This window comes from Stenotrophomonas sp. GD03958 (assembly GCF_029839005.1).
GTDB lineage: Bacteria > Pseudomonadota > Gammaproteobacteria > Xanthomonadales > Xanthomonadaceae > Stenotrophomonas > Stenotrophomonas hibiscicola.
Genome location: NZ_JAOBZT010000009.1, coordinates 34,332 through 60,736, shown reverse-complemented (window position 1 = coordinate 60,736; position 26,405 = coordinate 34,332). Strand labels below are relative to the sequence as shown.

The 26,405-nt window shown below is 67.9% G+C and carries 22 protein-coding genes and 1 riboswitch; of the genes, 10 read left to right on the top strand and 12 right to left on the bottom strand.

Annotated elements, in window-relative coordinates; genetic code table 11:
• Positions 1–35 precede the first annotated feature (35 nt).
• A complete protein-coding gene (locus N5C25_RS04705) occupies positions 36–674 on the bottom strand; it encodes an NAD(P)H-binding protein (RefSeq protein WP_251102588.1) in 639 nt (212 codons plus the stop codon).
• Positions 675–780: 106 nt separating this feature from the next.
• On the opposite strand from N5C25_RS04705, the gene N5C25_RS04700 reads away from it, so the two are divergent.
• The 3 genes from N5C25_RS04700 to gph all read left to right on the top strand — a co-directional run bounded on the left by N5C25_RS04700 (position 781) and on the right by gph (position 3,230).
• On the top strand, positions 781–1,710 hold the full coding sequence (locus tag N5C25_RS04700) for a LysR family transcriptional regulator (protein ID WP_251102589.1): 930 nt from the start codon (positions 781–783) through the stop codon (positions 1,708–1,710).
• The gene (locus tag N5C25_RS04695; protein WP_019660932.1) at positions 1,707–2,498 is read left to right on the top strand and encodes a class I SAM-dependent methyltransferase; all 792 of its coding nucleotides are present in this window, start codon (positions 1,707–1,709) and stop codon (positions 2,496–2,498) included. The genes N5C25_RS04700 and N5C25_RS04695 overlap by 4 nt, the downstream gene beginning before the upstream one ends.
• Positions 2,499–2,561: 63 nt before the next feature.
• Complete coding sequence (gph, locus tag N5C25_RS04690; protein WP_058980678.1) at positions 2,562–3,230, top strand: phosphoglycolate phosphatase; 669 nt, start codon at positions 2,562–2,564, stop codon at positions 3,228–3,230.
• Between the two features lie 119 nt (positions 3,231–3,349).
• Here the strand turns inward: gph and btuB are convergent, their stop codons facing one another.
• A complete protein-coding gene (gene btuB / locus N5C25_RS04685; RefSeq protein WP_262212321.1) occupies positions 3,350–5,194 on the bottom strand; it encodes a TonB-dependent vitamin B12 receptor in 1,845 nt (614 codons plus the stop codon).
• 114 nt (positions 5,195–5,308) lie between these two features.
• A riboswitch (cobalamin riboswitch) is annotated at positions 5,309–5,532 on the bottom strand.
• A 143-nt stretch (positions 5,533–5,675) separates the two neighbouring features.
• On the opposite strand from btuB, the gene N5C25_RS04680 reads away from it, so the two are divergent.
• Entirely contained in the window at positions 5,676–6,254 is a 579-nt protein-coding gene (locus tag N5C25_RS04680) for a histidine phosphatase family protein (protein ID WP_021203373.1), read from the top strand.
• A gap of 90 nt (positions 6,255–6,344) precedes the next feature.
• Here the strand turns inward: N5C25_RS04680 and N5C25_RS04675 are convergent, their stop codons facing one another.
• Positions 6,345–6,707, bottom strand: coding sequence for a TfoX/Sxy family protein (locus N5C25_RS04675; protein ID WP_279936521.1), 363 nt, complete (start codon positions 6,705–6,707; stop codon positions 6,345–6,347).
• Entirely contained in the window at positions 6,704–7,186 is a 483-nt protein-coding gene (locus tag N5C25_RS04670) for a GAF domain-containing protein (RefSeq protein WP_005407940.1), read from the bottom strand. Before N5C25_RS04670 ends, N5C25_RS04675 begins: the two co-directional genes overlap by 4 nt.
• A 68-nt stretch (positions 7,187–7,254) precedes the next feature.
• Here N5C25_RS04670 and bioD point away from each other — a divergent pair, with 68 nt between their 5' ends.
• On the top strand, positions 7,255–7,947 hold the full coding sequence (gene bioD, locus N5C25_RS04665; RefSeq protein ID WP_279936520.1) for a dethiobiotin synthase: 693 nt from the start codon (positions 7,255–7,257) through the stop codon (positions 7,945–7,947).
• A 64-nt stretch (positions 7,948–8,011) separates the two neighbouring features.
• Here bioD and N5C25_RS04660 read toward each other — a convergent pair whose 3' ends face one another.
• From N5C25_RS04660 to msrB, 4 genes are all read right to left on the bottom strand, one after another.
• Entirely contained in the window at positions 8,012–9,460 is a 1,449-nt protein-coding gene (locus N5C25_RS04660; RefSeq protein WP_058980667.1) for a PLP-dependent aminotransferase family protein, read from the bottom strand.
• A 242-nt stretch (positions 9,461–9,702) separates the two neighbouring features.
• Positions 9,703–10,440 (bottom strand): peptide-methionine (S)-S-oxide reductase MsrA, encoded by a 738-nt coding sequence (gene msrA, locus N5C25_RS04655; protein ID WP_058980665.1) that lies wholly within the window; start codon positions 10,438–10,440, stop codon positions 9,703–9,705.
• 14 nt (positions 10,441–10,454) lie between these two features.
• The gene (locus N5C25_RS04650) at positions 10,455–12,224 is read right to left on the bottom strand and encodes a cytochrome c biogenesis protein CcdA (protein WP_058980664.1); all 1,770 of its coding nucleotides are present in this window, start codon (positions 12,222–12,224) and stop codon (positions 10,455–10,457) included.
• Between the two features lie 2 nt (positions 12,225–12,226).
• Positions 12,227–12,799: a peptide-methionine (R)-S-oxide reductase MsrB gene (gene msrB / locus N5C25_RS04645; RefSeq protein WP_021203379.1), complete on the bottom strand. Its 573-nt coding sequence runs from the start codon at positions 12,797–12,799 to the stop codon at positions 12,227–12,229.
• Between the two features lie 144 nt (positions 12,800–12,943).
• Between msrB and N5C25_RS04640 the strand changes: the two genes are divergently transcribed.
• Both N5C25_RS04640 and N5C25_RS04635 read left to right on the top strand, forming a co-directional pair.
• A complete protein-coding gene (locus N5C25_RS04640) occupies positions 12,944–13,663 on the top strand; it encodes a response regulator transcription factor (RefSeq protein WP_005407947.1) in 720 nt (239 codons plus the stop codon).
• Entirely contained in the window at positions 13,660–15,129 is a 1,470-nt protein-coding gene (locus N5C25_RS04635) for a HAMP domain-containing sensor histidine kinase (RefSeq protein WP_279936519.1), read from the top strand. The genes N5C25_RS04640 and N5C25_RS04635 overlap by 4 nt, the downstream gene beginning before the upstream one ends.
• Here the strand turns inward: N5C25_RS04635 and N5C25_RS04630 are convergent.
• Positions 15,126–16,472, bottom strand: coding sequence for an ATP-binding protein (locus N5C25_RS04630; RefSeq protein WP_058980660.1), 1,347 nt, complete (start codon positions 16,470–16,472; stop codon positions 15,126–15,128). The genes N5C25_RS04635 and N5C25_RS04630 overlap by 4 nt on opposite strands.
• Positions 16,469–17,158, bottom strand: coding sequence for a winged helix-turn-helix domain-containing protein (locus tag N5C25_RS04625; protein WP_010484092.1), 690 nt, complete (start codon positions 17,156–17,158; stop codon positions 16,469–16,471). Before N5C25_RS04625 ends, N5C25_RS04630 begins: the two co-directional genes overlap by 4 nt.
• 347 nt (positions 17,159–17,505) lie before the next feature.
• Here N5C25_RS04625 and asnB point away from each other — a divergent pair, with 347 nt between their 5' ends.
• Complete coding sequence (asnB, locus tag N5C25_RS04620) at positions 17,506–19,407, top strand: asparagine synthase (glutamine-hydrolyzing) (protein ID WP_058980658.1); 1,902 nt, start codon at positions 17,506–17,508, stop codon at positions 19,405–19,407.
• Positions 19,408–19,875: 468 nt separating this feature from the next.
• Here the strand turns inward: asnB and N5C25_RS04615 are convergent, their stop codons facing one another.
• Both N5C25_RS04615 and queD read right to left on the bottom strand, forming a co-directional pair.
• Positions 19,876–20,199 (bottom strand): phasin family protein, encoded by a 324-nt coding sequence (locus tag N5C25_RS04615; RefSeq protein WP_058981075.1) that lies wholly within the window; start codon positions 20,197–20,199, stop codon positions 19,876–19,878.
• A gap of 118 nt (positions 20,200–20,317) precedes the next feature.
• The gene (gene queD / locus N5C25_RS04610) at positions 20,318–20,680 is read right to left on the bottom strand and encodes a 6-carboxytetrahydropterin synthase QueD (protein ID WP_005407953.1); all 363 of its coding nucleotides are present in this window, start codon (positions 20,678–20,680) and stop codon (positions 20,318–20,320) included.
• 192 nt (positions 20,681–20,872) lie between these two features.
• Here queD and N5C25_RS04605 point away from each other — a divergent pair, with 192 nt between their 5' ends.
• Both N5C25_RS04605 and N5C25_RS04600 read left to right on the top strand, forming a co-directional pair.
• Entirely contained in the window at positions 20,873–23,512 is a 2,640-nt protein-coding gene (locus N5C25_RS04605; RefSeq protein WP_279936518.1) for a TonB-dependent receptor, read from the top strand.
• A gap of 73 nt (positions 23,513–23,585) precedes the next feature.
• Positions 23,586–26,180 (top strand): M14 family zinc carboxypeptidase, encoded by a 2,595-nt coding sequence (locus N5C25_RS04600; RefSeq protein WP_279936517.1) that lies wholly within the window; start codon positions 23,586–23,588, stop codon positions 26,178–26,180.
• Positions 26,181–26,405 lie beyond the last annotated feature (225 nt).

Sequence of the window (26,405 nt, the reverse complement as noted above, 5' to 3'; positions counted from 1 at the left end):
AGCGCGGGCTTGGCTCTACATGGGACGTGCGTGGATCAGTACGCGGCGGTGATGATCTGCTTCGGGTACGCGTGCGCTTCCAGCTCGGCGACGAACGCGGCGCCGTAGTCGGCATAACTGATGCGGCTGTGGCCGCTGGCGTCGGCCAGGAAGGCCCTGGGCTGCACGCGGTAATGGCCACGCTCTTCGCCCGGGCCGATTTCGGCGGCCGGCGAGAAGAAGGTCCAGTCCAGGTCGTCCACCGCCTGCAGTCGATTGAAGGCTTCTCGATGGGCCAGCGCGTATGGCTTGTAGGCCTCCGGGAAGGTGGGGGTATCGACCAGCTGCACGCCGGGTGCGACTTCCAGGCTGCCGGCACCGCCGACCACCACCAGGCGCGGTACACCGGCCTTGCGCGCGGCCGCGGCCAGCTGTGCGGCCACTTCGCCGACGCGGCCGATGTCATCGCCCGGGCGTGGGCCGTAGGCGCTGGCCAGCACGTCGTGGCCGGCGATGGCGGCGACCAGCGCGTCCTGGTCGTCCAGCGAGGCGACCACCGGATGGGCGCCGGCCAGTTCGGCCGGAAGATCCTGCGCGCTGCGCACGATGACAGTGAGTTCGTGGCCGTTCGCCAGCGCGTGGCGGGCGATCTGGCGGCCGATGTTGCCGGTGGAACCGACGAGGGCGATCTTCATGGCAGGACTCCGTGGGGCGGTGTGGGGGGGACGCGGCCACTGTAGGCCGCTGCAGTCGCTCTAAAAACAGCGTATAACGCGCTTGTTTGTTGCATGGATCGAGCATATGGACCGATTGACCGCCATGACCGTGTTTGTCGAGGTGGCCGAGCGCGGCAGCCTCACCGCCGCCGCAGAAGTGCTGGACATGTCGCGGGCGATGGTCAGCCGCTACCTGGCCGAGGTCGAGGGCTGGCTGGGCGCACGCCTGCTGCACCGGACCACACGGCGGGTCAGCCTGACCGGCCCCGGCGACGCGGCGCTGACGCGCTTCCGGCAGATGCTGGCGATAAGTGAGGAACTGCAGGGCGAGCTGGCCAGCGATGATCCCGAACCGCACGGCACGCTGCGGGTGACCGCCAGCGTTTCGTTCGGGCAGAGCCACCTGGCACGAGCGGTGGCCGGTTTCGTCGCGCGCCATCCTGCCGCGCGCATCGAACTGCTGCTGGTCGACCGCACCGTGAACCTGGTGGAAGAACGGGTGGACCTGGCCGTGCGCATCGCGCGCCAGATCGATCCCAGCCTGATCGCACGGCGGCTGGCGACCTGCCGCTCGGTGCTGTGCGCGACGCCGTCCTACCTGGAGGCGCGCGGTACGCCAACCGCTCCCGAACACCTGGCCGCGCACAACTGCCTGACCCACCACTACGTCGGCAAGAGCCTGTGGCACCTGCACCGCGATGGCCGTTCGCTGTCGGTGGCTGTGGGCGGCAACATCAGTGCCAACGAGGCATCGCTGCTGCTGGAGGCGGTGCGGGCCGGTGCCGGTATCGCCATGCTGCCGACCTACCAGGTGGCGCCGATGCTGCGCAGTGGCGAACTGGTCGAACTGCTGCCCGAATTCAGTCTGGACGAGCTCGGCATTCATGCCGTGTACGCGTCACGGCGACAGCAGCCCGCTATCATGCGGCGATTCCTGGACTACCTGGCCGAGTGTTTCGCCAGCCCGGCCTTCCAGGATCTGGATTGGCGCCCGCCGGGCACGGAGGACACATGAACCATGGACAGGCCTTGATCGACCACAACCGTGCTGCCTGGGACCGCCAGGCCAGTGAAGCGCGCGAATGGTCGCGCCCGGTGGAAAGCTCAACGATTGCTGCCGCGCGCGCAGGCCGCTGGCAGGTGCACCTGACGCCGCGCGCGTTGCCGCTGGACTGGATGGGCGACGTGCGCGGCCGTCGCATCCTGTGCCTGGCCTCGGGTGGTGGCCAACAGGCACCGGTGCTTGCTGCCGCTGGCGCCGATGTCACCGTGTTCGACCTCTCCGACGGGCAGCTTGAACAGGACCGCGCGGTCGCCGCGCGCGATGGCCTGCAGCTGCGCACCGTGCAGGGTGACATGCGCGACCTGCACGTGTTTGCCAATGACAGTTTCGATGTGGTGTTCCACCCGATCTCGAACCTCTACGTCCCTGACGTGCGCCCGGTATGGACTGAATGCCGCCGCGTGCTGGCGCGCGATGGCATGCTGATGGCCAGTTTCTACAATCCGGTGCTGTTCGTGGGTGCGCGCGATCCGCAGCTGGATGCACAGGGCCTGATCCGTCCGCAGTACGCCATTCCCTATTCGGACCTGGAAGACCTGCCGCAAGCCGAACGCGAGGCGAAGCTGGCCCGTGGCGACGCATTGACCTTTGGCCACAGCCTGACCGAGCTGATTGGTGGCCAGCTGGATGCCGGCTTCGTCATCGATCGCTTCATGGAAGACTGGCAGCCGCGGCCGCGCTTCCTGATCGACCGTTATCTTCCCACCTTCCTGGCCACCCGAGCGCGCCGGATCGGTTGAGGCGGATCGGCGCGGAAACCAGCGGCGTACAATGGGGGGCCCACGTCGTGCAGGTGCCGTTCCTTGTCGTATCCCTATCCACTGGTCGTGTTCGACCTTGATGGCACGCTGGTCGACAGCGCAGCTGATATCGCCGAAGCGCTGAACCGCACGCTGGAGGACATCGGCATGGCACGCGTGCCGGAAGCCACCGTGCTCGGCTGGATCGGCGACGGTGTGCGCCGCCTGGTCGAACAGGCCGTGCATGCGGCAGGCCGCGAGGTCGACCTGGCCGAAGTGATGCCGGTGTTCATGGTGCACTACCGTGAATGCCTGCTGCGCAGCCCGCGCCTGTTCGATGGCGTGGCCGACGCACTGGCGCAGCTGCGCGCGCGCGACGTGCCACTGGCGATCTGCACCAACAAGCCCGAAGCACTGGTGCCGCCGCTGCTGCAGCACCTGGGCATTGGTGATGCGTTCGCGCTGATACTGGGCGGTGATTCGCTGCCGCAGCGCAAGCCCAGTGGCGAACCGCTGCGGCACATCGCCGCGCATTTCGCGCTGCCGGTGGAGGCGTGCCTGATGGTGGGAGATTCGTTGACCGACTACCGCGCCGCCGAAGATGCGGGCATGCCGATCGCACTGGTGCGTTACGGTTATCCGCGTGGCCTGGACCTGGCCACCGCACAGGCGGTGGCGGTGATCGACGACCTGCGTGAGTTGCCGGGGTTGGCCGCGGGCGTTCGGGTGTAGAGCCGAGCCCACGCTCGGTTGCTTCATTGCGTGAGCCGAGCATGGGCTCGGCTCTACAGTAGATCGACGCCATGCGTCGATGGCATCAGGAGGCGCCGGGCGATGCCCGGCGCGCGCCTTCATTTCGGCTGGTAACGCACGCTCAGCTGGTACTCGCGGCCGGGCTGGTTGAACCACGCCACGGTCTCGTAGCGGCGATTGAACACATTGGCGGCACGCGCCAGCAGCGTCCACGACGGCGTCAGCGCGTACTCGGCGCGCAGGTCCAGCGTACTGTAACCGCCGACCTTTATCGTGTTGGCCGCATTGTCATAACGCTTGCCTGAACCCTGAACCGTCAGACCGGCGCGGAAGTCGCCGAAGCGGCGGTCGATGTCCAGGCGTGCGGTCTGCTGCGCGCGGCGCGGCAGCCAGTTGTCGAACTGGGTGCTGCCATGGGTACGGTTGCGCGGGTCGGTGTAGCTGAGCTGTGCGTTGATGTCGAAGCCGGCCAGCAGCACGCCACCGGTCAGTTCGGCGCCGCGGATGCGGGCCTTCTCCACTTGCTGCATCCTGAAGGTCGCCGCATCGTAGGTAATCAGATCATCGATGCGGGTTTCATATACGTCCAGGCCCCAGTGCCAGCCCTGTCCCTGCTGCGAAACGCCCAGGTTGGCGCTCTTGGACTTCTCCGGGTTCAACGTCGGCACGCCGCTCCACGGGTCGTACAGATCGCTGAAGGTCGGCGCCTTGAACGCGGTGCCATAGCTGGCGTTGAGGCGCAGGCCGTGGCCCAGTTCCATCGCCCAGCCGGCGCTGCCGGTGGCGTGGTTGCCGAACTGCTGGTTGTCGTCGTTGCGTGCGCTGACCTGCAGCTGGTGGCGGCCGAAGCGGCCTTGGTACTGCACGAACACGCCGGTGTTGCGGCGGCTGTCGACGAGGTACCCGGCGCTGCTGCCATCCAGGTTGTCTTCGCTCCAGTCCACGCCGGTGCTCAGCAGCTGGCCTTCGGCCATGCCGAAGTCGCCCTGCAGCGAGGCGCTGTCACGATGGGTCTGGGCGCTGCCACGGGCATCGAAGTCGCCGAAGTTGTCCGACTCGTTGTCACTGCGGCCGACATTGGCGGTGAACGCCAGGCGTTCGGACGGGGTGTAGCGCAGCTTGCCGGACAGCACCTGCTGGCGGGTTTCCGAATAGTTGTAGTAGCCGTCGTAATGGTTCTTTCCGTCGGCACGCAATGCACTGCCTTCCACGTTCCATTGGTCGTTGAAGGTGTAGCCACCGCGCAGGCTCTTGGACAGGTTGCGGTAGCCGTCGCGGTCATGCTCGTCGGCAAAGCAGCCCGCGGTGAACACCGAGGAGGAGCCGCGGCAGGCATCGATGCCATCGGAATGCTGGTAGGCGATGTCAGCGCCGAACCAGCCGCGTTCGGTGCCGCCGCCAATGCCGCCACTGGCCTCGCGCAGTCCATTGCTGCCGCCACCGAGCTGGAAATGCGGGGCGAAGTCACCCTGGCTGCGGCGGGTGAAGATCTGGATCACGCCACCGATGGCGTCCGCGCCGTACAGGCTGGACTGCGGGCCACGCACGATCTCCACGCGCTCGATCTGTGCCAGCGGCAGGTCCTGGTACATCGCCAGGCCGAGGTCGGCGCTGTTGATGCGCACGCCATCGACCAGCACCACGGTGTGGCCGGAGTTGGTGCCGCGCAGGAACAGCGAGCTCTGCTTGCCCAAGCCGCCGGCATTGGCCAGGTTGATGCCGGCGCGGCCGCGCAGCAGTTCCTGCAGCGAGGTGGCCTGGCTGGATTCGATCTGCGCGCGGTCGATCACCTGGGCCGGCGCGATGCTGTCCTGCAGGGCGATCGGGGTGCGGGTCGCAGTGACCAGGATCTGGTCGAGCGCGGTGGTGTCATTGGCGGCCTGGGCCAGCGCGGGCAGGGCGGCCAGCACGGCCAGGGACAACATTCGGGACTGCAGCTTCATGGGGGACTCCAGGTGCCACGCACGCCCGCGTGGCGAAGGGGAGGAGCCGCGAAGGCAGGCACGCGCCGATGCCGCAGCGCACGCCACGGTCATCCAGCGCCATGCCCACCGCATCGCGACCTGAGGCTTCCGGGCCGGTCTCCGGGCTTGCCGCCGGGCGGCGCGAGGCCGCCGTCCAGGCGCCTTCCCATGCCTGCGGCACAGTGGCGGTGTTGCCTGGAACTGACGTGCTTACCGTTGCGGGGGCAGCGCCGGCCTGGCGTGGAATCACGCGTCACCGGCTTCCCGTTTCAACCTGCCGGCCACGGCCGCAGGTCACCTGGAAGTGCGCGCAGTCTACGGCATCGCAGGCAGTCCCGTTGCGTCGCGCCTGCTCGACTGCCTTTGCTGTGCCCTTAGAATGGTCCCTCGATCCCGTGGTGCCGTTGCCGATGTCCGCCCGTTTTCCGCTGTCCCCGCGTTGCCTGTACGGAACGCACGCATGATCCTCGACCTGGTCCGCCATGCCGGCAACGGTCGCGATGAGTTCCTCGATGGCCGCAGCGACCCACCGCAGCTGGCCCGCCTGCCGCAGGAACTGGTCGACGCCTACGCCGCGCAGCCCTGGGAGCGGGTGATCAGTTCGCCGCGGCTGCGCGCGCTGCACACGGCAATGGCGCTGGCCACGCCGCGCGGGCTGGACGTGGAAGCGGACGAGGAATGGGAGGAACTGGATTTCGGCGATTGGGACGGGCAGTCGCTGTTCGACCTGCCGGAGGATGCACTGGCTGCCTTCCATGCTGACCCGCATGCGTTCCCGCCGCCGAACGGCGAAAGCTGGGGCCACTTCGAGCGGCGCATCGCGCGCGCGCTGGATCGCCTGCTCGATGATGACGATCCGGTGCCGACGCTGGTGGTCAGCCATGGCGGCCCGCTGCGCATGGTGCTGTCGAAGGTCTGCGGCCTGCCGATGTCGCTGTGCTGGGCGCTGCGCATCGACCATGGCACGCGCCTGCGTGTGTGGCTGGAGCGCGGTGAGGCCGGGCTGGTGGGCGAATTGCTGGAGCTGCAGCAGCCGTAACCCCTCGGTAGTGCCGGCCGCTGGCCGGCAGCCTCGGGAACGCTGCGAAGATCATGCAGTTGCCGGCCAGCGGCCGGCACTACCAGGCCGTCAATCCTCGTCCGCATCCTCGGCAACGCTGTCTTCCGCCTCATCGTCGGCATCGAAGCGCTGCTCATGCACCGGGCCCGACGCCGGGCCGGCCGCCTTCAGCGGATGCGCGGCGATGCGCGCTTCATAGTCGTGTACCAGCGCATCGCGCTGCGGCTCGCTCAGTTCCTGCCAGTGGCAGTCCAGCAACGCACCTTCCAGCGAGTACAGCAGGTTCAGGCTGGGCTTGAAGCCGGCACGCTTGACCTTGACGAAGGCACCGACCGCTCCGATCGCGACCAGGTCGTCGCGGCTGCGCAGGCCGACCTGGCGCAGCCAGGCCGCGCTCTTGGGGCCGATGTTGCGCAGCTTGGGTGCGTTCATCCCAGCGCCTCGACGAACACGCGGGCGATGGCTTCCAGGCCGGCCTGGTCGTCGGCATCGAAGCGGCCCACCTTCGGGCTGTCGATGTCGAACACGCCGATCAGTTCATCGCCGCGCAGCAGCGGCACCACCAGCTCCGAACGCGAGGCCGAATCACAGGCGATGTGGCCGGGGAAGGCGTCGACATCCTCCACGCGCTGGGTGACTCGCTGGCTGGCGGCGGCACCGCACACGCCCTTGTCCAGCGGGATGCGCACGCAGGCCGGCAGGCCCTGGAACGGGCCGACCACCAGTTCCTTGCCGTCGTACAGGTAGAAGCCCACCCAGTTCAGGTCGGGCAGGGCGTGGTAGACCAGTGCGGAGAGGTTGGCCGCGTTGGCGATGCGGTCGGACTCGGCGTAGACCAGGCCACGGGCCTGTTCCAGCAGCTGGGCGTATTGTTCCGGCTTGCTGCCGGTGAGCGAGGCATTGGCGAACATGCCCGCAGTCTAGCAAGCGCGACGGGCCGGCGATAATGCACGCTCTGTTGCCCTGTTGGAGCCCATCGATGCCGTTGCCTGCCACGCTGCCGCCCGCCCTGTTCGTTGCCGGCACCGACACCGAAATCGGCAAGACCGCGGCCAGCACTGCGCTGCTGCATGCGCTGCGCCGGCGCGGCCTGCGTGCGGTCGGCATGAAGCCGGTGGCCAGTGGCAGCGAAGACCTGGGGCAGGGCCTGCGCAACGAGGACGCGCTGGCACTGCAGGCGGCCAGCTGGCCGGTGCCGGACTATGCCGACCTGAACCCGTATGCGCTGCGGCAGCCGCTGGCACCGGAGCTGTCGGCGGCCGAGGACGGCGTGCAGGTGGAACTGGCGCCGATCGTGGCCGCGTTCGAACGCCTGCGCGCGAAGGCCGATATCGTCGTGGTGGAGGGCGTGGGCGGTTGGCTGGCGCCGGTCTCGGCCACGCTGGACCAGCTCGACCTGGTGCGTGCGCTGCAGCTGCCGGTGCTGCTGGTGGTGGGCATGCGGCTTGGCTGCGTCAACCATGCGCGGTTGACTGCGCAATCACTGCAGGCCAGCGGCGTGGACCGCCTGGGCTGGATCGGCAACCACATTGATCCTGCGATGCAGCGCCAGGACGAGAACATCGCCACGCTGCAGCAGCGCCTGCCGATGCCGTGCTGGGGACGGCTGCCGCATCTGCCGGGGGCGGATGGTGAAGCGTTGAGCGCGCATCTGTTCGACGACCTGGGGTAGTGCCGGCCGCTGGCCGGCAACCTCGATGAATCACGTCCATGCAGTTGCCGGCCAGCGGCCGGCACTACCGTGCTGCAGCCGCCAGCTCCCGTGCGATCGCACCCAGCCGCTCCACCGCACCGATGAAGCGCGCATCCAGGCTCTGGCAGCACGACAGCCGCAGGCAGTGGCGGTAGCGTGCGCCGCGCGAGTACACCTGGCCCGGCATGAACACGATGTCCTCCAGCAGCGCTCGCTCGAACAGCTCGCGCGTGTCCACGCCCGGCAGTTCCAGCCACAGCAGGAAGCCGCCCTGCGGTTCGGTGGCGCGGGTGCCGGCCGGGAAGTGTTCGGCCACCAGCTGGCGCAGCCGCCCGACCTGTTCGCGGTACAGGCGGCGCATGCGGTGCAGATGGTGCTCGTAGCTGCCTGCTTCCAGATACGCGGCCACCGCATCGCCGAGCAGCTGCGGCTCGCCGCCGGTGGACTGGAACTTCAGCAGTGCGATGCGCTCTGCGAAGCGGCCGCCATCCAGCCAGCCGATGCGGTAATCCGGCGCCAGTGTCTTTGAGAAGCCACCGACCACCATCACCCAGCCATCGCGATCGAAGGCTTTCAGCAAGGGTGCCGGCGGTTCGCAGAACTGCAGCTCGGCGTACACCGCATCCTCGATCAGCGGCAGCTGCCGTGCGTTGACCAGCTCGGCCAGGCGTTGTTTGGCGGCGGTCGGCATGGTGCAGCCGAGCGGGTTGTGCACGGTCGGCATCACCACCAGTGCGGCCAGCGGCCTGTGCTCCAGCAGCGCATCCAGTGCATCCACGTTCAGTCCGTGCTGCGGGTGGGTGGGCAACTCGATGGCCTGCAGGCCGAGGTTGGCCAGCAACGGATACAGGTTGAAGTAGGACGGCGCCTCAATGCCCACCGCGTCACCGGGCTGGGTGACCGCGCGCAACGCCAGCTGCAGGGCTTCCATCGCACCATGGGTCAGCAGGAGTCGCTCGGCGTGGGTGTGCAGCCCCATGCGCGGACTGCGGCGCACGATCTGTGCCAGCAGCCGGGGGGAGCCGTTGGGTCTCGCGTAGGTCTCCACCGTCTGCTGGCCGTGGCGCAGCACCTGCGCGGTATGCCGGGCCAGCTGCGCGCCGGGATAGAACTGGCGACCACGTGGGCCGGCGAAGGCCAGATCGACCACACCCGGGCGGCGCTGTGCTTCCAGTACCCGGGCCATCAGCACCTGCTGCAGCGGCGCGGTGGGCGCGGATGGGGTGTCGCGCAGCGAACGCTCCGGCACCGACAGCCGCGGCGCGACTTCGAAGCCCGCCTTCGGCCGCGGAATCACCAGTCCGGCATCTTCCAGCTGGCGATAGGCGGCAATCACCGTGTTCAGGCTGAGCCTGCGCTGCAGGGCCATCTGCCGCAGCGAAGGCAGGCGGCTGCCGACCGGAAGGCGGCCACCATGAATGGCTTCGGCCAACTCATCCGACAGCCGTTGATAGCGGGGGGGAATCATCGAGGCCTGGTCATCTGTATCCATCGAATATCCCGCCATCTGGTGCTGTACCCATGATGATGGCGAGCCTAGCATGTCGTTGTCGGCCGGGCCTGATCGGGGCACGGCCGATACTTCCCAAACGCACGGCTGGATGGCCGTGCGTCTTTTTCTGTGTGTAGAGCCGAGCCCATGCTCGGCTGCACTTCCGCCAACAGCAGCCGAGCTTGGGCTCGGCTCTACAGAGAGCACCGTCGAGCGTCGGTCAGCCCACGGGGGAATGCCGGCTACCGCATCGGCACCAGCGTCGCCTCGCGCCGGTACAACGCCGGGAACTGCTTGCCCAGCGCCGCAAGCTTCGGTGCGTCGTAGTAGCGGATGTAGGCCGCCTGCGGGTAGTTGGTCATGTAGTTCTGGTGGTAGCTTTCGGCCGGGTAGAAGCGCTGGCCGCTGACCAGCTGGGTGACGATCGGCGCGCGGTAGCTGCCGGCCTGGCCGAGCTGGGCGATGTAGGCGCGGCTGGCAGCCTGCTGGCGGGCGTCATCGGTGAAGATTGCCGATCGATACTGGCTGCCGTGGTCCGGCCCCTGGCGGTTGAGCTGGGTCGGGTCGTGTGCCACCGAGAAGAACACCTGCATCAACTGCCCGTAGCTGACCTGGCGCGGGTCGTAGTCGATCTTCACTGCTTCGGCGTGGCCGGTCTGGCCGCTGCTGACCCGCTCGTAACGCGCGTCGGCGGCGCTGCCGCCGATGTAGCCGGACACCGCATTGCTCACGCCCTTGACGTGCTGGAACACGCCCTGCACGCCCCAGAAGCAACCGCCGGCGAACACCACGCTGGCGTGGGTCGCGTCATCGCGGAACGCCGCATCGCCCGTGGGTGCCGGTAGTGCCTGGGTCTGCGCGCTGGCTTCGAGCGGTGCCGCGATGGCGCCGTGGTCAACGAGTAGCACACCGGCGATCAATGCCGTGGCCACCAGACCTGCAACACCGGCGGCGATGCCCTGTTCAAAGGAGAGTTTCATCGTGTCCTCCCGGTTCAACCGAAGGTGAAGGCATAGGCCTGCACGCCCGCGTCGAGGAACTCGATCTCGAAGCGGTGCGGGCCGACCGTGACGCGCTGGCGCACCAACTGGTACAGGCGGTGCTCGTCGACCACGCCACTGCCATCGGCGCCGACATCACTGCCGGCATCGGCGGCGGGCAGCGGCTTGCCGTCCAGCCAGACGCGAAAGCGCACCGGCGTGCCGTCGCGGGTCGGTGCCAGCACCAGGTGCAGGTCGCGCGCATGGAACTGGAAGGCAATGCGGCCACCGGCCCGCTGCAGCTCTGCGGCCTCGTCGGTAATGGTCCAGTGGCCGGACAGTCCCCACTGGTTCAACGCCAGGGTGGTCGGCAGCGTGTAGTCGAACGCGCTGTCGCTGCGCTGTCCGCCGGGTGAGGCGAACTGCTCGGCACGGGCGTGGCCGAGGTAGGTTTCCGGCGAGCGCAGGTTGCCCATGTCGGCCTGCACGGCCACGCCCTTCAGGTCGGCGGCAGCGGGATCGGCCGGTGGCGGCAGGTTCGTCTGCCCGGCTTCGGCCAGCAGGCGACGGATCACCTGTTCCGAGCGCGCGTAGTTGCCTTCGCCGAACTGGTGGCCGCGGATGTTGCCCTGCGCATCGACGAAGTACTGCGCCGGCCAGTAGCGGTTGTTGAACGCGCGCCAGATCGTGTACTGGTTGTCGAGCGCCACCGGGTACTCGACCTTCAGCTGCTGCACCGCCTTCATCACGTTGCGTGGGTTACGCTCGAAGGCGAACTCCGGCGTGTGTATGCCGATCACCACCAGGCCGTGGTCACGGTAGCGGCGTTCCCATTCGTGCACGAACGGCATCGCGCGCAGGCAGTTGATGCAGGAGTACGTCCAGAAATCGACCAGTACCACCTTGCCGCGCAGCTGCTGGGCCGTCAGCGGTGGGCTGTTGAGCCAGCCGGTGGCGCCGTCCAGCGCGGGCAGGGTGCCTTCCACCGGCAGCGGTGCATCGGCTGCGGCGTTGGCACCGGCCATCATCATCATCGGCGGTGCCGCCGGCTGCGCACCGGGTACCGCATCCAGCAGGCCCTGCTCGATGCGTGCGGTGCTGACCGTCGAAAGACGGGTGAGCAGGCCGGTATCCCAGCCCAGACCAATCGCCACCACCGCCAGCAGCGCGGCTACGCCCAGCACCTTGCGCAGTACGTCGCCCAGCCCAAGCCGCGCCTGCAGCGCGCGGAACACGCGGCCACCTACCCATACCGCCAGCGCCAGCGCGCTGATCGCACCCAGCGCATACGCCAGCAGCAGCGCACTGGTACCGGCACTGGCGCCATGCAGGGCGGCACCGGTCAGCACGAGGCCGAGGATCGGCCCCGCGCAGGGCGCCCACAGCAGGCCGGTGGCGACGCCGATCAGCAGCGAGGTCCACGCGCCGCCGTGCCCCGCGGCATCCGCCGCATCGGCACGCGCGCTCAGCCGTGCGCCGACGCGCTGGAATGGCGCCAGCAGATGGTCGGCCAGTCGCGGCCACAACAGTGCCAGCGCGAACAGCGCCATCAGCAGCAGGGCGACCCAGCGTCCGACCTGGTTGGCCTGCGCCACCCATTGGCTGCCCACCGCAGCCAGGCTGGCGACCACGGTGAAGGTGAGCGCCATGCCCAGCAGCAACGGCAGCGTGCTGCGCAGGAAGGGGCGGTCGGCACGCGCGAACACGAACGGCAGCACCGGCAGGATGCACGGGCTGAGCAGGGTCAGCGCGCCGCCGAGGTAGGCAAGCAGCAACAGCAGCATCGTCAGGCTCCGGAAGCAGGGGAAGAACCGACCGGCACCCGCCAGCCGTCGGCGGTACCGTCCGTGGCGCCGGGAACGAACACCATCGCCGCACCATTCATGCAGTAGCGCAGCCCCGTCGGGCGCGGGCCGTCGTTGAACACGTGGCCAAGGTGGCCACCACAGCGGCGGCAGTGCACCTCTACCCGCAGCATCCCGAAGGTCACGTCGCGGTCTTCGCCGATGGCGTTGTGCAGCGGTGCCCAGAAGCTGGGCCAGCCGGTGCCGCTCTCGAACTTGGTGGAGGAGGAGAACAGCGGCAGTGCACAGCCGGCGCAGGCGAAGGTGCCTTGCCGGTGTTCCTTGTTGAGCGGGCTGCTCCAGGGGCGTTCGGTGGCCTGCTGGCGCAGTACCGCGTACTGCGCCGGGGTCAACCGCTGGCGCCATTGGGCATCGCTGTGCATGACCTCGAACTGTCGCGGCGGGCGCGCTTCAGCGGCCGCCGGGGCGGCGCGGCTGCAGGCCCCCAGACCGAGCAGGCCGGCAGCGGTGGCAACACCACCCAGGCCCAGCAGATGGCGGCGGGACAGGGACATGGCGGACTCCGGGAAGGGGCGACGGGGCCATGCTGCGCCCGCCCGGGTCAACGAATCCTCACGCAGGATTCAATTTTTCGTGAGGTATCGGCGGCCGCCCCGCGCCACAATGCTGCCAGCCTCCCCACTGGCCCCGAGCTGCCGATGTCGACCAAACGCGTGCTGATCGTTGAAGACGATGCCCACATCGCCGACCTGCTGCGCATGCACCTGGGCGATGAGGGCTACGACGTGGCCCATGCCGCCAGCGGCGATGCCGGCCTGCGCCTGCTGGAGCAGGAAGGTCCGTGGGATGCATTGGTGCTGGACGTGATGCTGCCCGGCGTGGATGGCCTGCAGGTCTGCCAGCGTGCACGCGCGATGGCGCGCTATGTGCCGATCATCATCATCAGCGCGCGCGGCAGCGAAACCCAGCGCATCGTCGGCCTGGAACTGGGCGCCGACGATTATCTGGCAAAGCCCTTCTCGATGCCGGAACTGGTAGCGCGGGTGCGCGCATTGCTGCGCCGCGCCGAGGCGATGGCGCAGAGCGCGCGCATCGATGCCGGCGCGATCGAACTGGGCGGCCTGCAGCTGGATCCGGTCGCGCGCACCGCCTCGGTGGATGGCAACGCGCTGGAGCTGACCCCGCGCGAATTCGACCTGCTGCTGTTCTTCGCCCGTCACCCGGACCAGGTGTTCGCGCGCATGGAACTGCTCAACCAGGTCTGGGGTTACCAGCACGATGGCTACGAACACACGGTCAACACCCATATCAATCGCCTGCGCAGCAAGATCGAGCCGGACCCGGCCAACCCGCGGCGGTTGCTGACGGTGTGGGGCCGTGGCTACAAGCTGGTCGATCCGGCCGGGGCGGCGGCATGATCAAGCCGAACCTGTGGCAGAAGCTGGCGGTGGTTACCGCTGCGCTGATGCTGGCGTGCTGCATGGCGCTGCTTGCACTGCAGATGCGGGCCAACACCCGCCACGAGCAGGAGGTGGTACAGCGGCTGTCGCTGGGCCTGGCCGAGCACATTGCCCAGCGCAGCGAGCTGATGGATACCAGCGGCATGCGCGATGCCGCCGTGCGCGCGCTGTTCGGCCAGCTGATGGCGGTCAACCCCAGCGTCGAGGTCTACCTGCTGGACGACCAGGGCCGCATCCTTGGCCACGATGCGCCCAGTGGGCACCTGGTGCGCACCCGGGTGGACGTGGCGCCGCTGCGCCGCCTGCTGGCGGGAGCACCGTTGCCGATCCTCGGTGATGATCCGCGCAGCGCCGATGGCCGCAAGGTGTTCAGTGCTGCACCGTTGATCGTGCAGGGCCGCCAGGCCGGCTATGTGTACGTGGTGCTGGTGGGCGAGCACCGGCAGATGCTGGCCGACGACCTCGCCGCCGGCAGCCAGTGGAACACCACGCTGTGGTCGGTGGCACTCGTTGGTGGCCTCGGCCTGCTGGCCGGGCTGGTGGCCTTCTACTGGGTGACACGCCCGCTGCGGCGGCTGACCCGGCGCATCCAGGCCTTCGACATCGATGCACCCACGCCACTGCCACCGGCGGAGCCGCTGCGCCCGGGTGAGCGCGATGAACTGGTGATCCTCGAACATGCGCATGCGCAGATGGCGCAACGGTTGGGCGAGCAGTGGCAGCAGCTGCGCCAGCAGGATCTGCAGCGCCGCGAGCTGGTCGCCAACATCTCGCATGACCTGCGTACGCCGTTGTCGTCGCTGCATGGCTACCTGGAAACACTGGCGTTGAAGGACGCCACGCTGTCGCCGGACGAGCGGCGCCGCTACCTCGGCATCGCGCTGGCACAGAGTGCCAAGGTCGGCCGGCTGGCGCGCGCGCTGTTCGAGCTGGCGCGACTGGAGCACGGCGAAGTACGTCTGGAGTGGGAGGTGTTCGCATTACCGGAACTGCTGCAGGATGTGCTGCAGAAATTCGAGCTGGCGGCGCAGGCGCGCAACCAGCACCTGCACGCCGAGTTCCCGCCCGGCCTGCCGCTGGTGCGTGCCGATCTGGGCCTGGTCGAGCGGGTGCTGACCAACCTGCTCGACAACGCGCTGCGGCATGCACCCGAGGGTGGGCAGATCGAGGTGCGCGTGCGCGCAACCGATGACAGCGTGGAGGTCAGCGTGGCCGATGATGGCCCCGGGGTGGCGCCAGCGCTGCGCACCCACCTGTTCCAGGCACCGGCCGCGCTGGGGGCACGGCGCGGCGAGAACGGCGGGCTGGGCCTGCTGATCGTGCAGCGCATCGTGCAGCTGCATGGGCGCAGGATCGAACTGCGTGACAGCGCGAGCGGCGCGTTGTTCGTGTTTGCCCTGCCACGCGCCGAACCGGCGGCCTAGCAGGCCGGTTCGCCCGTCACCGCACCGCCGCTTTCCAGCGGCAGTTTCAGGCGGATGCACGCACCTCCCAGTTCGGAGTCGGTCACTTCAACGTGGCCGCCATGCTTGTCGGCCACCACCTGCACCAGCGCCAGGCCGAGGCCGAAGCCGGGGCTGCCCGGGTCCAGCCGCACATAGGGTTGCAGTACCTGGCCGCGCAGTTCGGGTGCGATGCCGGGGCCGTCGTCCTCCACCTGCAGGCACAGCCAGCCGTCATTGGCGGTGCTGGCAATACGGATCTGCCGGCGCGCGTAACGCAATGCATTGCCGAGCAGGTTGCGCAGTGCCAGCTCCAGCATGTGCCGGTTGACGTTGACCAGGCCCACCGGCGACAGCGCCTGCTGCACCGGCACCGGCAGCGGCGCGAACTGGGCGACCACGCCGCGCACCAGCGCCGCCAGCTGCAGGCGCTGGCGGGTCAGCTGATGGCAGCGACCCAGTGCGGCGTACTCGACGCCGGCGTCGGTCAGGTGCTGCAGCCGATCCACATCGGTGCGCAGGCCGCCCAGCGCATCGCGCTGCACGTCGTCGAGTGCGCTGTCTTCCAGCTCGGCCAGGCCGAAACGCATCCGTGCCAACGGCGTGCGGACTTCGTGCGCCACCGCCTGCGCGAGCACCCGCTGGCTTTCCAGCAGTTGCTGCAGCTGCTCGGCCATGTGGTTGAAGGCATTGGCCAGCGGCCGCACCAGTGCGGTGCCGGCGCGCGGCGCACGCGTGTCCAGCTGGCCGTCGCGCATCCGCCGCGCCGCCTGGGCCAGCTGCGAGACGTCGCGCCACAGCCGGTAGACCATCACGTACATCGGCAGTGCCACCGCCACCATCAGGATCAGCAGCAGGATCGCCACGCCGGAGACTTCGCTGTCCTGCCAGCTTTCGTCAGGCAGCGCTTCGTCCAGCGGCCCCAGCATCAGCGCGTAGTCGCTGTCACCGATGCGCTGCAGGCTGCGCATGTGCTTCAGGTCGATCTGCACCCGGCCGTTGTTGAATGGCGGTCGCTGGCTGGACTGCAGCGCCTTCACCGCCTCGGCCAAAGGAACCAGGCGTAGGGCATAGGCGAAATCAGCGTCGAGTTCGCGGGCCAGCGCCGGCCACTGTTCACGCGGGGTTTCGGCGAAGCGATGCTGCAGCAGCGCGTGCGTGCCGCGCATCTCGGCCTGCAGGCCGGCTTCGGTGCGGTCTTCCAGCAGGGCATCCCAGGCCCACAGGCCCAGCACGATCAGCAACAGATGGGCGAGCAGGAAGCCGATGCCGTAGCGCAGGAAGTGGAAGGCGTGGCCGCGCATCGCCGACGGCGTGCGCGTCATCCCCATGCCGAGCGGCTGAACAGGTAGCCGCGGCCGCGAACGGTCTTGATCCGTTCTGGCTGCTCCGGGTTGTCGCCCAGCTTGCGGCGCAGGCGCGAGATGCGGGCATCGATCGAGCGGTCCAGGCCGTCGAAGGCGATCCCGCGCAGGCCGCGCAGCAGCGCATCGCGGTCCAGGATCTGGCCGGCGTTGCTGGCCAGCAGGAACAGCAGGTCGAACTCGGCCGTGGTGAGCTCCAGCAGGCCGCCCTGCAGGTGTACGTTGCGGGTGGAAGGGTCGATGTTCAGCTCGCCGAAGCGCAGGCTGCCGTCACGTGGCTCGACCCGGCGGTGGCGGCGCAGGTGGGCACGCAGCCGGGCCAGCAGCACCCTCGGTTCGATCGGTTTGCCGATGTAATCGTCGGCCCCCAGTTCCAGGCCCAGCACCTGGTCGATGTTGTCGGTGCGGGCGGTCAGCACGCAGATGATGCCGTCATAGTGGGGCCGGATCTGCCGACACACTTCGAAACCATCCTGGTCGGGCAGGCCGACATCGAGCAGGACCAGCGCCGGCTTTTCCGCCAGGATCCGGGCCACTGCCCGCTCGCCGCTGCGTTCATGGGCGACCTGGTAGCCATGCCGCTGCAGGTAGTCACTGACCATCGTTCCCAGGCGGGCATCGTCTTCGACCAGTACGATATCCAGCATTTCCAAGGCCTCCGTGGACGCAAACGTACCGCCACGGCACGAGCGCGGCGATGCTATCCCAGCCTGCGGGCCGCCCGGGTCCAGCGGGTGGGCGCCATTCAGCCGGGGTTGCTGGCGCTGGGGCCGCACTCCAGGCCTGGCAACAGCTTGGCGTTGAGCATAGCCTGAGGCTGTTACAAAACGTTACCTTCGTGATACGTCTGGTGACCATCGCTGACAGCAACGCGACTGACGCGGGGCCGTCAGGGCGCAGAGCATGGAGTCTCCTCCGCTCCGCGTGCCGTTCCCATGTCGCCCGCCCTCTACCTGCTGAACCCGTCCCGCCGCTGCCGCTGCAGAGGTGCCCGATGAGTGGCGTGGTCGGGGCCTGGCTGCCACCTGCCGAGGACGAACACCTGCTGCAGCGCCTGGCACCGATGCTGCGCGCCCTGCAGCAGCGCGGCCGGGGCCGCATTGGCTACTGGACCGACGCCGGGGCCGGCCTGGCACTGGGCCACTGCCGGGCGCCCACCGATACGCCATTACAGCCGCTGAGCTCGGACTGCGGTCGCTACGTGCTGTGCCTGGACGGCCGCCTGTACAACCGCAGTGACGTGCAGGCGCAGCTGCGCGACCTGCCACGCAGTTGCAGCGATGCGCGGCTGCTGCTGCAGGCGATCGTCGAATGGGGCGTGGAGCGGGCGCTGTCGCGCATCGAGGGCGCGTTCGGTTTCAGTGTGTGGGACCGGGAGGCGCGCGAACTGTGGCTGGCCCGCGACCGGGTCGGCGAGCGGCCGCTGTACTACGGTTGGTACCAGGGCCAGTTCCTGTTTGCCTCGGAGTTGAAGGCGCTTCAGGCCTTCGCCGGATTTGCCCCTGGCATCGACCAGGATGCGCTGAGCCTGCTGCTGCGCCATGACTATGTGCCGGCACCACACACCATCTACCGCGGTATCCACAAGCTGGTGGCCGGCGCGACGCTGCGCATCGATCTGAATGACCATGCGGCTGGCGGTTCCAGCCAGGCCGCCCAGGGCGGCTCACGCTACTGGTGCGCACGCGATGCGATGCACAGCGCACTGCAGGAATCCCTGCGGCCGGCACCCAGCCTGGAGCAGGCTACCGACCAGCTGGAGACGGTACTGCAGAAGGCCATTGCCGCACGCATGCATTCGCCACTGGCCTGCGGCGCGTTCCTGTCCGGTGGCACCGACTCGTCGCTGGTGACCGCGATGATGCAGGCGCAGTCGACCCTCCCGATCGAGGCATGGACGGTCGGTTTCGACGATCCCGGCCATGACGAGAGCGACTGGGCCTCGCAGGTCGCGCGGCATCTCGGCGTGCAGCACCACCTGCACCGGATGGACGCGCGCCAGGGACTGGACCTGCTTCAGCGGCTGCCGCAGGTCTGGTGCGAGCCGTTCGCCGACGCCTCGCAGCTGCCGACGTTGCTGGCCAGTGAACTGCTGGGGGCGCGCAAGCCGGTCGCGCTGACCGGTGACGGCGGCGATGAGCTGTTCTTCGGTCACCCCAGCTACGGCCGCGCGCTGCGCATTGCGCGACTGTGCGGTGGCTTGCCGGATTGGGTGCGGGACCTGGCGCGACGCAGCGGCAACCGGATGAATCCCGAGCGCGGCCGCCTGGGGGGCTGGCGTGCGCTGGTGGCCGAGGTGGCTGCCAACGATGTGGAGGGGCATTACCTGCAGCGCGTGACCCGCTGGCGGCAGCCGGCGCAGGTAGTGCTGGGTGCGCGTGAGCCGCTGACGATCTTCCAGCAGCAGGACACGGCGCTGCCGGCCGAGGCGCGCATCCAGCTGCTGGATTTCCGCATGGACCTGGCCGAGGGCATCCTTGCCAAGGTTGATCGCGCGGGCATGGCGGCGGGCGTTGAAACCCGTGCGCCGTTGCTGGACATGGAGGTGGTGCGCCTGGCCTGGCGCCTGCCGCAGCACCTGAAGTACCGCGATGGCGAACACAAACTCATTCTGAAGAATCTGTTGGCACGCTACCTGCCCGAGCTGCTGGTGTACCGTCCCAAGCGTGGCTTTGGCCCGCCCATGGCGCGCTGGCTGGCCGGTCCGTTGCGCGATTGGGCGGAGGCGCTGCTGGACCCGCAGCTGCTTCGCAACCAGGGCTGCTTCGATGCGGCACGCGTGCGCGGCATCTGGGAAGCGTTCCTGCGCGGCGAGCGCAAGTGGCACACGCACCTGTGGAACGTGCTGATGTTCCAGGCGTGGCACCAGCATTGGCATGATGGTCGCGGGCGCTGAGCCCTTCCTGCATCGCGTGCGGCGGGTTCATTCTGCGTGGCGCCGGGCGGATGCCTTGCGTACGAATGTCCTCCGGCGCCAGCCGTTGGCCGTCACCTCCCCCTTTACTTCGTACGCAAGGGCATCCGCCCGGCGTTCGGAGTTCGTCGGCGCCTCGTTGAAAGGCGCCACGAGCGCTGCGCTTTACCTGCCGTAAGCCGAGCCTCGTCGGGGCGGGCGGGGGTCTGGGCAAAGTAAAGGAGGAGGTGGCGGCCAACGGCCGGCGCCGGGACATTTGCCCAGGCCCCTGCCTGTCCCGGCGGGGCCCCTCAGTTCGCAGAGACATCGGACGAAGACGCACTCCGGAATCCGGACGCCAGGCAAAAAAAGACCCGGCAGAGGGAGGGATCTGCCGGGTCCGGATTGCATGGGGGGAGGGACCCACGCAATGAGCGTTGCGTCGCGTCAGTGGTTGCTCGCGTCCGCCGTTTATTCGTTGTAACCCTGCACCAGTTCGGACCACGCCTTGCTGGCCACCAGGCCGAGACCGACCACGTCCTGCTGGGCCTGGCCCAGCCGCTGCAGGTTGTCCTGCCACAGCTGTGCGCCCTTGTTGAGCATCCCGGCCGCGTCGTCGCTGCGGGCCAGTTCGCCCAGCCAGCCGCCGGTCGCGGTCAGGTTGCGCTCCATCACCTTCAACTGCACGCCGAACATGCTTTCCGCGTTCTCCAACGCCAATCGGTTTGCGCGCGTTGCGGCGGCGGCGAACTGACGGGTGGCATCACTGAAGCGATCGCTGAAGGCGGCGGCCATGGGGGGCATCAGGGAGTGGCTTGATGCATTGCAGCATACGCCGTTGATGCGGCAATGCAACAAAAATAACAAAGGCGCTCAGGGCGCCTTTGAAAAGCCTTTCAGATCAATGGGTTGATCAGGCCGTCGGGCCGCGGTAGCGACAGCCGGAGGTGCAGGTTTCGTGCACGGTGATCTCGCTCAGCGCCGGCAGGCTGGGCTTGAGTTCGTTCCAGATCCACACCGCCAGGTTCTCGCTGGTCGGGTTCTCCAGGCCGGGGATGTCGTTGAGGTAGTGATGGTCCAGGCGGTCATAGATCGGCTGGAAAGCCGCCTTCACGTCGCCGAAGTCCATGATCCAGCCGGTCTGCGCGCCGGGCTCGCCCTCGACCTTCAGTTCCACCCGGAACGAGTGGCCATGCAGGCGCGCGCACTTGTGCCCCGGCGGCACGTTGGGGAGGCGGTGCGCCGCCTCGAGCATGAAGACTTTGAAGATTTCCATGGCGCGATTGTACGCCGCAGGTGGCCGGCCATCCTGAGCGGTTGTTGGGCTTTCGTGAATTAATTCTTTCCATCCGGATGAAGAGATGATAGTTTCTCTTATATCCGTATGAAGAGATGTTATTGGCCGGACCCCGGCCAGGCATGGACTACTGCGGAACTACGTCGCCCTTTCCACCTCCCCCACATCGTCATGCCCAAGCACACCCTGCTCGTGGCGGCCCTGGCCGTCGCTCTGGCCGCGCCTTTGTCCGCCGCCGCCGAAACCTCCGCCGACGCCAGTGGCGAAGCCAGCACCCTGGCCGCCGTGCGCGTCACCGGTTCCAACATCAAGCGCACCGATACCGAGGCCTCCAACCCGGTGCAGGTGATCGGCCGCCAGCAGTTGGAACAGACCGGCAAGGCCACCGTCGCCGACGTGCTGCGCTCGATCTCGGCCAACACCGGCAACGCTGCCAACGAAACCACCAACAATGGCTGGGCGTCCGGCTCGGCCGGCATCGGCCTGCGCGGCCTGTCGCAGAAGAACACGCTGGTGCTGCTCAACGGCCGCCGGCTGGCCAACTACGGCTTCCCGGCCGGTGGCCTGTCCGACACCTTCGTCGATCTCAATGCGCTGCCGCTGGTCGCGGTCGAGCGCATTGAGGTGCTCAAGGACGGCGCCTCGGCGGTGTACGGCTCCGACGCCGTGGCCGGCGTGGTCAACATCATCACCCGGCAGAACTTCGAAGGCGCCGAGATCGGCGGCAGCTTCGGCGGTGCCGACCAGGGCGGCCTGTACGAGCAGAACCTGAAGTTCGTCGGCGGCCTCGGTGATCTGGACACCGATGGCTACAACATCCTCTTCAGCCTGCAGGGGTACAACCGTGAGCGCCTGGACCAGGACGAACGCAACCTGACCAGGAGCGGCATCTACACCGACAAGCCGGGTGGCCGCTGGAACGGCTGGTCGGCCAAGGGCGCGCGCTACCTGGTCAACGGCGTCTCGGTGCCGATGCTCGATGCCAACGGCAACTGCCCGGCCGGCACCACCCGCGTTGCCAGCGCGCCGATCGATGGCCTGTCCGGTGATACCTGCGGCTTCAACCAGGCGCCGTTCACCACGCTGATTCCCTCGACCAAGCGCTACCAGGCCTATGCCAACGGTACCTTCCGCCTGAACGACAACGTCGAGGCCTTTGGCGAAGTGCTGTACAGCCAGATCAAGAGCGCCGCCTGGTTCGGCAGCAGCCCGTTCTTTACCCTGGAAAGCGGCCGCTTCGCGTTGAACGCCAACAGCGGCCTGGCCGAGCCGGTGTCGTCGCTGCTGCCGGCCAACAATCCGTACAACCCGTACGGCCGTGCGATCCCGATCGAGTACACCTTCTTCGACCTCGGCGGCACGATCAAGACCAACCGTTCCACCGCCTACCGCGGCGTGTTCGGCCTGCGTGGCACCACCGCGTCGTGGGATTGGGAAGTGGCCGCGTTCGGTGCACGCAGCAGCGAGCGCGAGAGCGTGTCCGGTGGCTTCGCCAACCGCTGGGCGCTGGCCGATGCGCTGGCCACGGGCAGCTACAACCTGCTCAACCCGGCGGCCACGCCGCAGTCGGTGCGTGATTCGATCAACATCGCCACGCTGCGTCCGGCCGAATCCAAGCTGCAGGGTATCGATGCGAAGATTTCCGGCAGCCTGGGCCATACCTGGGCCGGCGAGATCGGCTTTGCGGCCGGTGCCGAGTGGCGCCGCGAAAAGCTCGACTCCAACAACCCATGGCAGATCGATGCCGGCCTGCAGGTGCGCCCGGCCATTGCTGAAGTGCACGGCAAGCGCCAGGTCAGTGCGGCCTACGCCGAAGTGAACGTGCCGCTGGCCTCGACGCTGGAGCTGTCCGCCGCCGCGCGCGCTGATCACTACGATGATTTCGGCGATGCGTTCTCGCCGAAGATCGGCCTGCGCTGGCAGCCCCTGGATGTCCTGCTGGTGCGTGCGTCCGCTTCCAAGGGCTTCCGCGCACCGTCGCTGTCGGAAAACTCCAACAGCACCAGCATCGCCTACGGCAGCGTGGTTGATCCGCGTGATCCGGACGTGCCGGGCTCGCGCCAGAACCCGACCTTCTTCACCGTCGGTAACAACGCACTGAAGCCGGAGCGAACCAAGAGCGTGAACTTCGGCGTGGTGCTGTCACCGTGGGCCAACACCAACCTGAGCGTGGACTATTACCGCATCCAGCTGGACAACCTGGTCGGCACCAACAATACCCAGACCCTGGTCAACGACAACGTGGCTGGCGCGGTGCAGCGCGATGAGCGCGGCAAGCTGCAGGCGGTCTACAACCGCTACCAGAACCTGAGCGAGCTGAAGACCTCGGGTATCGACGTCGAACTGCGCCAGCGCATCCCGACCGCGGCGCTGGGTGACTTCACCGTGTCCTCGGCCTATACCCACGTGCGCGACTACCGTCGCCCGACCGTGGTCGGTGGCCCGCTGGTGGACTACGCCGGCAGCAACCTGGGCGCGACCCTGCCCAAGGACAAGGCCACCACCACGCTGGACTGGAAGTACGGTGATTTCAACGCCGCAGTAACCTGGTACTACACCAGCAGCTACCGCCAGGAAGCCAGCACCGCAGCCAAGGCCGTGCAGCAGCGCGTCGGCAGCTATAGCCAGTACGACCTGTACCTGGGCTACACCGGCATCGACAAGCTGACGCTGTATGCCAAGGTGCAGAACCTGGCTGACAAGACGCCGCCGTACGACGCTTCGTTCCCGGGCATCCGCGCGCCATACGACTTCAGCCAGTACGACCTGCGCGGCCGCTACTTCACGCTGGGCTTCGATTACCGCTTCTGATCCATCCGCTGCGGCCGGTTTCTTCAGGGAGCCGGCCGCGCGACCGTCTGCCGTTGTGTCCTGGGGAGTCACCGTGTCCTTGCATCGTCGTGCCGTTCTTCCGTTGCTGATCGCCGCCGCCACCGCACTGTCCTGCCCGCAGCCAGCGCAGGCACAGAGCGCGTACTTCTTCCCGCAGGCCGTCGACGCGGCCGCGTTCGATACGTCCATTCCCACACCCGAGCAGTTCCTCGGCTACCCGATCGGCAGCCGTTACACCCGGCACGACCAGCTGGTGGCGTACTTCCAGGAACTGGCGAAACGCTCGGACAAGATCAGCGTGCGCGAGATCGGCCGCAGTTACGAGGGCCGCCCGTTGCTGATCGCCACGGTAACCGCTGCCGGCAACCACGCGCGGTTGGAACAGATCCGCCAGCAGCACGCGACCCTGGTCGATCCGGCGCAGCCGCGCAGTGCGGCGGGCGACAGCCCGGTGGTGGTGTGGCTGGGTTACAGCGTGCATGGCAACGAGACCTCCAGCGCCGAGGCGGCGATGCTGACCGCCTACTACCTGGTGGCCAACCGCAGTGCCGAGACCCAGCAATGGCTGCAGCAGGCGGTGGTGCTGTTCGACCCGGCGCAGAATCCGGACGGTCGCGATCGCGCCGCCAACTGGCACAACGCGTGGGCCTCCGATCCGGCCTCGGCCGACCCGGCTGACAAGGAGCACGTCGAGCCGTTCCCGCAGGGCCGCACCAACCACTACTTCACCGATCTCAACCGCGACTGGCTGGCCCTGACCCAGCAGGACTCGCGGCCGAAGGTGGAGGTGTTCCACCAGTGGTACCCGAACGTGCAGATCGACTTCCACGAAATGGGCAAGGACAGCACGTACTACTTCGAGCCTTCGCCGAAGAGCATGCACAGCCCGTTGATTCCGGCGCCGTCGTACGAGTTCAACAAGACCCTGGCCAAGTACCACGCGCAGGCGCTGGATGCCTTGGGTTCGCTGTACTACACCGGCGAGAATTTCGACAACTTCTCGCCGGTGTACGGCTCGACCTATCCGGACTTCCACGGCGCGGTCGGCGTCACCGTCGAGCAGGCCAGTTCACGTGGCCGCGTGCAGGAATCGGTGAATGGCCTGCTGACCTTCCCGTTCACCATCCGCAACCAGGTCGCCACCGGGCTGGGCACGGTGCGTGGTGCAGTGGCCGAGCGTAGTGGCCTGTTCGACCTGCAGAAGCAGTTCTTCCAGAGCGCGCTGAAGCAGGCCGCACAGCAGCCGATGAAGAGCTTCGTGTTCGGCGACGCGCACGATCCGGCACTGACCCGCCGCCTGCTGGAACTGTTGCTGCTGCATCGCATCGAGGTACGTGCGCTGGAGCGTGCAGTCACCGTCGATGGGCAGCGCTTCGATGCCGGCAGCGCCTACGTGGTGCAGGTGCAGCAGGCGCAGTTCCGCCTGGTGCATTCGATCTTTGCCGAGACGCCGCCGATCAAGGGCGACGTGTTCTACGGCAGCACCAGCTATGCAATCGCACCGGCCTACGGCGTGGCCTTCGCCGGTAGCCGCAGCCGTATTGAAGGCGGCACACGGGTGACTGCGTTGCCGGCGCAGCAGGGCGCGGTGCTGGGTGGCCAGGCCGGGTTCGCCTACGCGATCGACTGGCGCGACTACAACGCCGGGCGCGCGCTGGCCGCGCTGCAGGGCAAAGGCGTGAGCGCACGTGCAGCATTCCAGCCGTTCACCACCGCGACCGCGCAGGGCGACGTCAGCTTCGCCGCCGGCAGCCTGGTGATTCCGGTTGCCGGGCAAGCGCTGCAGGGCGCGGCGCTGCTTGAGGCAGTGACATCGGCCGCGCGCGAGGCAGGTGTGCAGGTGCACGCGCTGTCCAGTGGCCGCAGCCGCGAAGGCATCGATCTGGGCAGTGACGGCGTCAAGGCGCTGCGCAAACCCGCGGTTGCGCTGGTGATGGGTGAGGGCGTGGCCGCCACCGAGATCGGCTCGGCCTGGTTCCTGCTCGACCAGCAGTTGCATTTGCCTGCCAGCAAGCTGGACCCGCAGCAGCTGGGCAAAGTGTCCCTGGACCGCTACACCACGATCGTGCTGTCCGGGGGGACCTACACCGGCGTCGATACCACGGCGGTGGCTGCGCTGAAGCGCTGGGTGCAGGCGGGTGGCTCGCTGGTGACCTACGGCAGTGCATCGAAGTGGGCGATCGAGCAGAAGTTGGCCGACGGCGAGAAGCTCGGCAAGGAAGAAGAGACTGCCGACGAGAGCCGCCGTGCATTCGGTGACCAGCGCGACATCGCCGCGATCGAGCGGGTCAGCGGCAACATCCTGAGCGCCGATGTGGACACCAGTCATCCGCTGGCGTTTGGCGTGCCGCGCCGGCAACTGGCGATCAACAAGGAGAGCACGGTGACGCTGCAGCCGAGCACGAATCCGTTCTCGACGGTGGTACGCATCGACACACCGCCGCGGGTGAATGGCTATCTTTCCGAGCGCAACCGCGCGCGGGTGGCGGGCAGCGCGTGGGTGCTGGTGTCGGCGCAGGGGCAGGGCAATGTGGTGCTGTTTGCCGATGACCCGGCGCACCGCAAGTACTGGCACGGCACGGACCGGTTGTTGATCAACGCGATCTTCTTCGGGAATCTGGTGAATCCGAGTAAGGCGCGGGGTTGAGGCGTTTGGCGCCGAGTTGTTGTTGTGCTTGGGAGGCAGGGGGCCTCAGCCAGGACACGCCGTTAACCCATCCATGGGGGCTCGATGGCGCCATCCTTGGCGCCAACGGTCCTGGCTGAGGCCCCCTGCCTCCCAGGACAGTTTCCTGCGGGCGCGGACGCATCAGACCCCAAGGCGGGAGCAAGGGCAAAAGCAAAGGCAAAGGCAAAGGCAAAGCCAGGAATT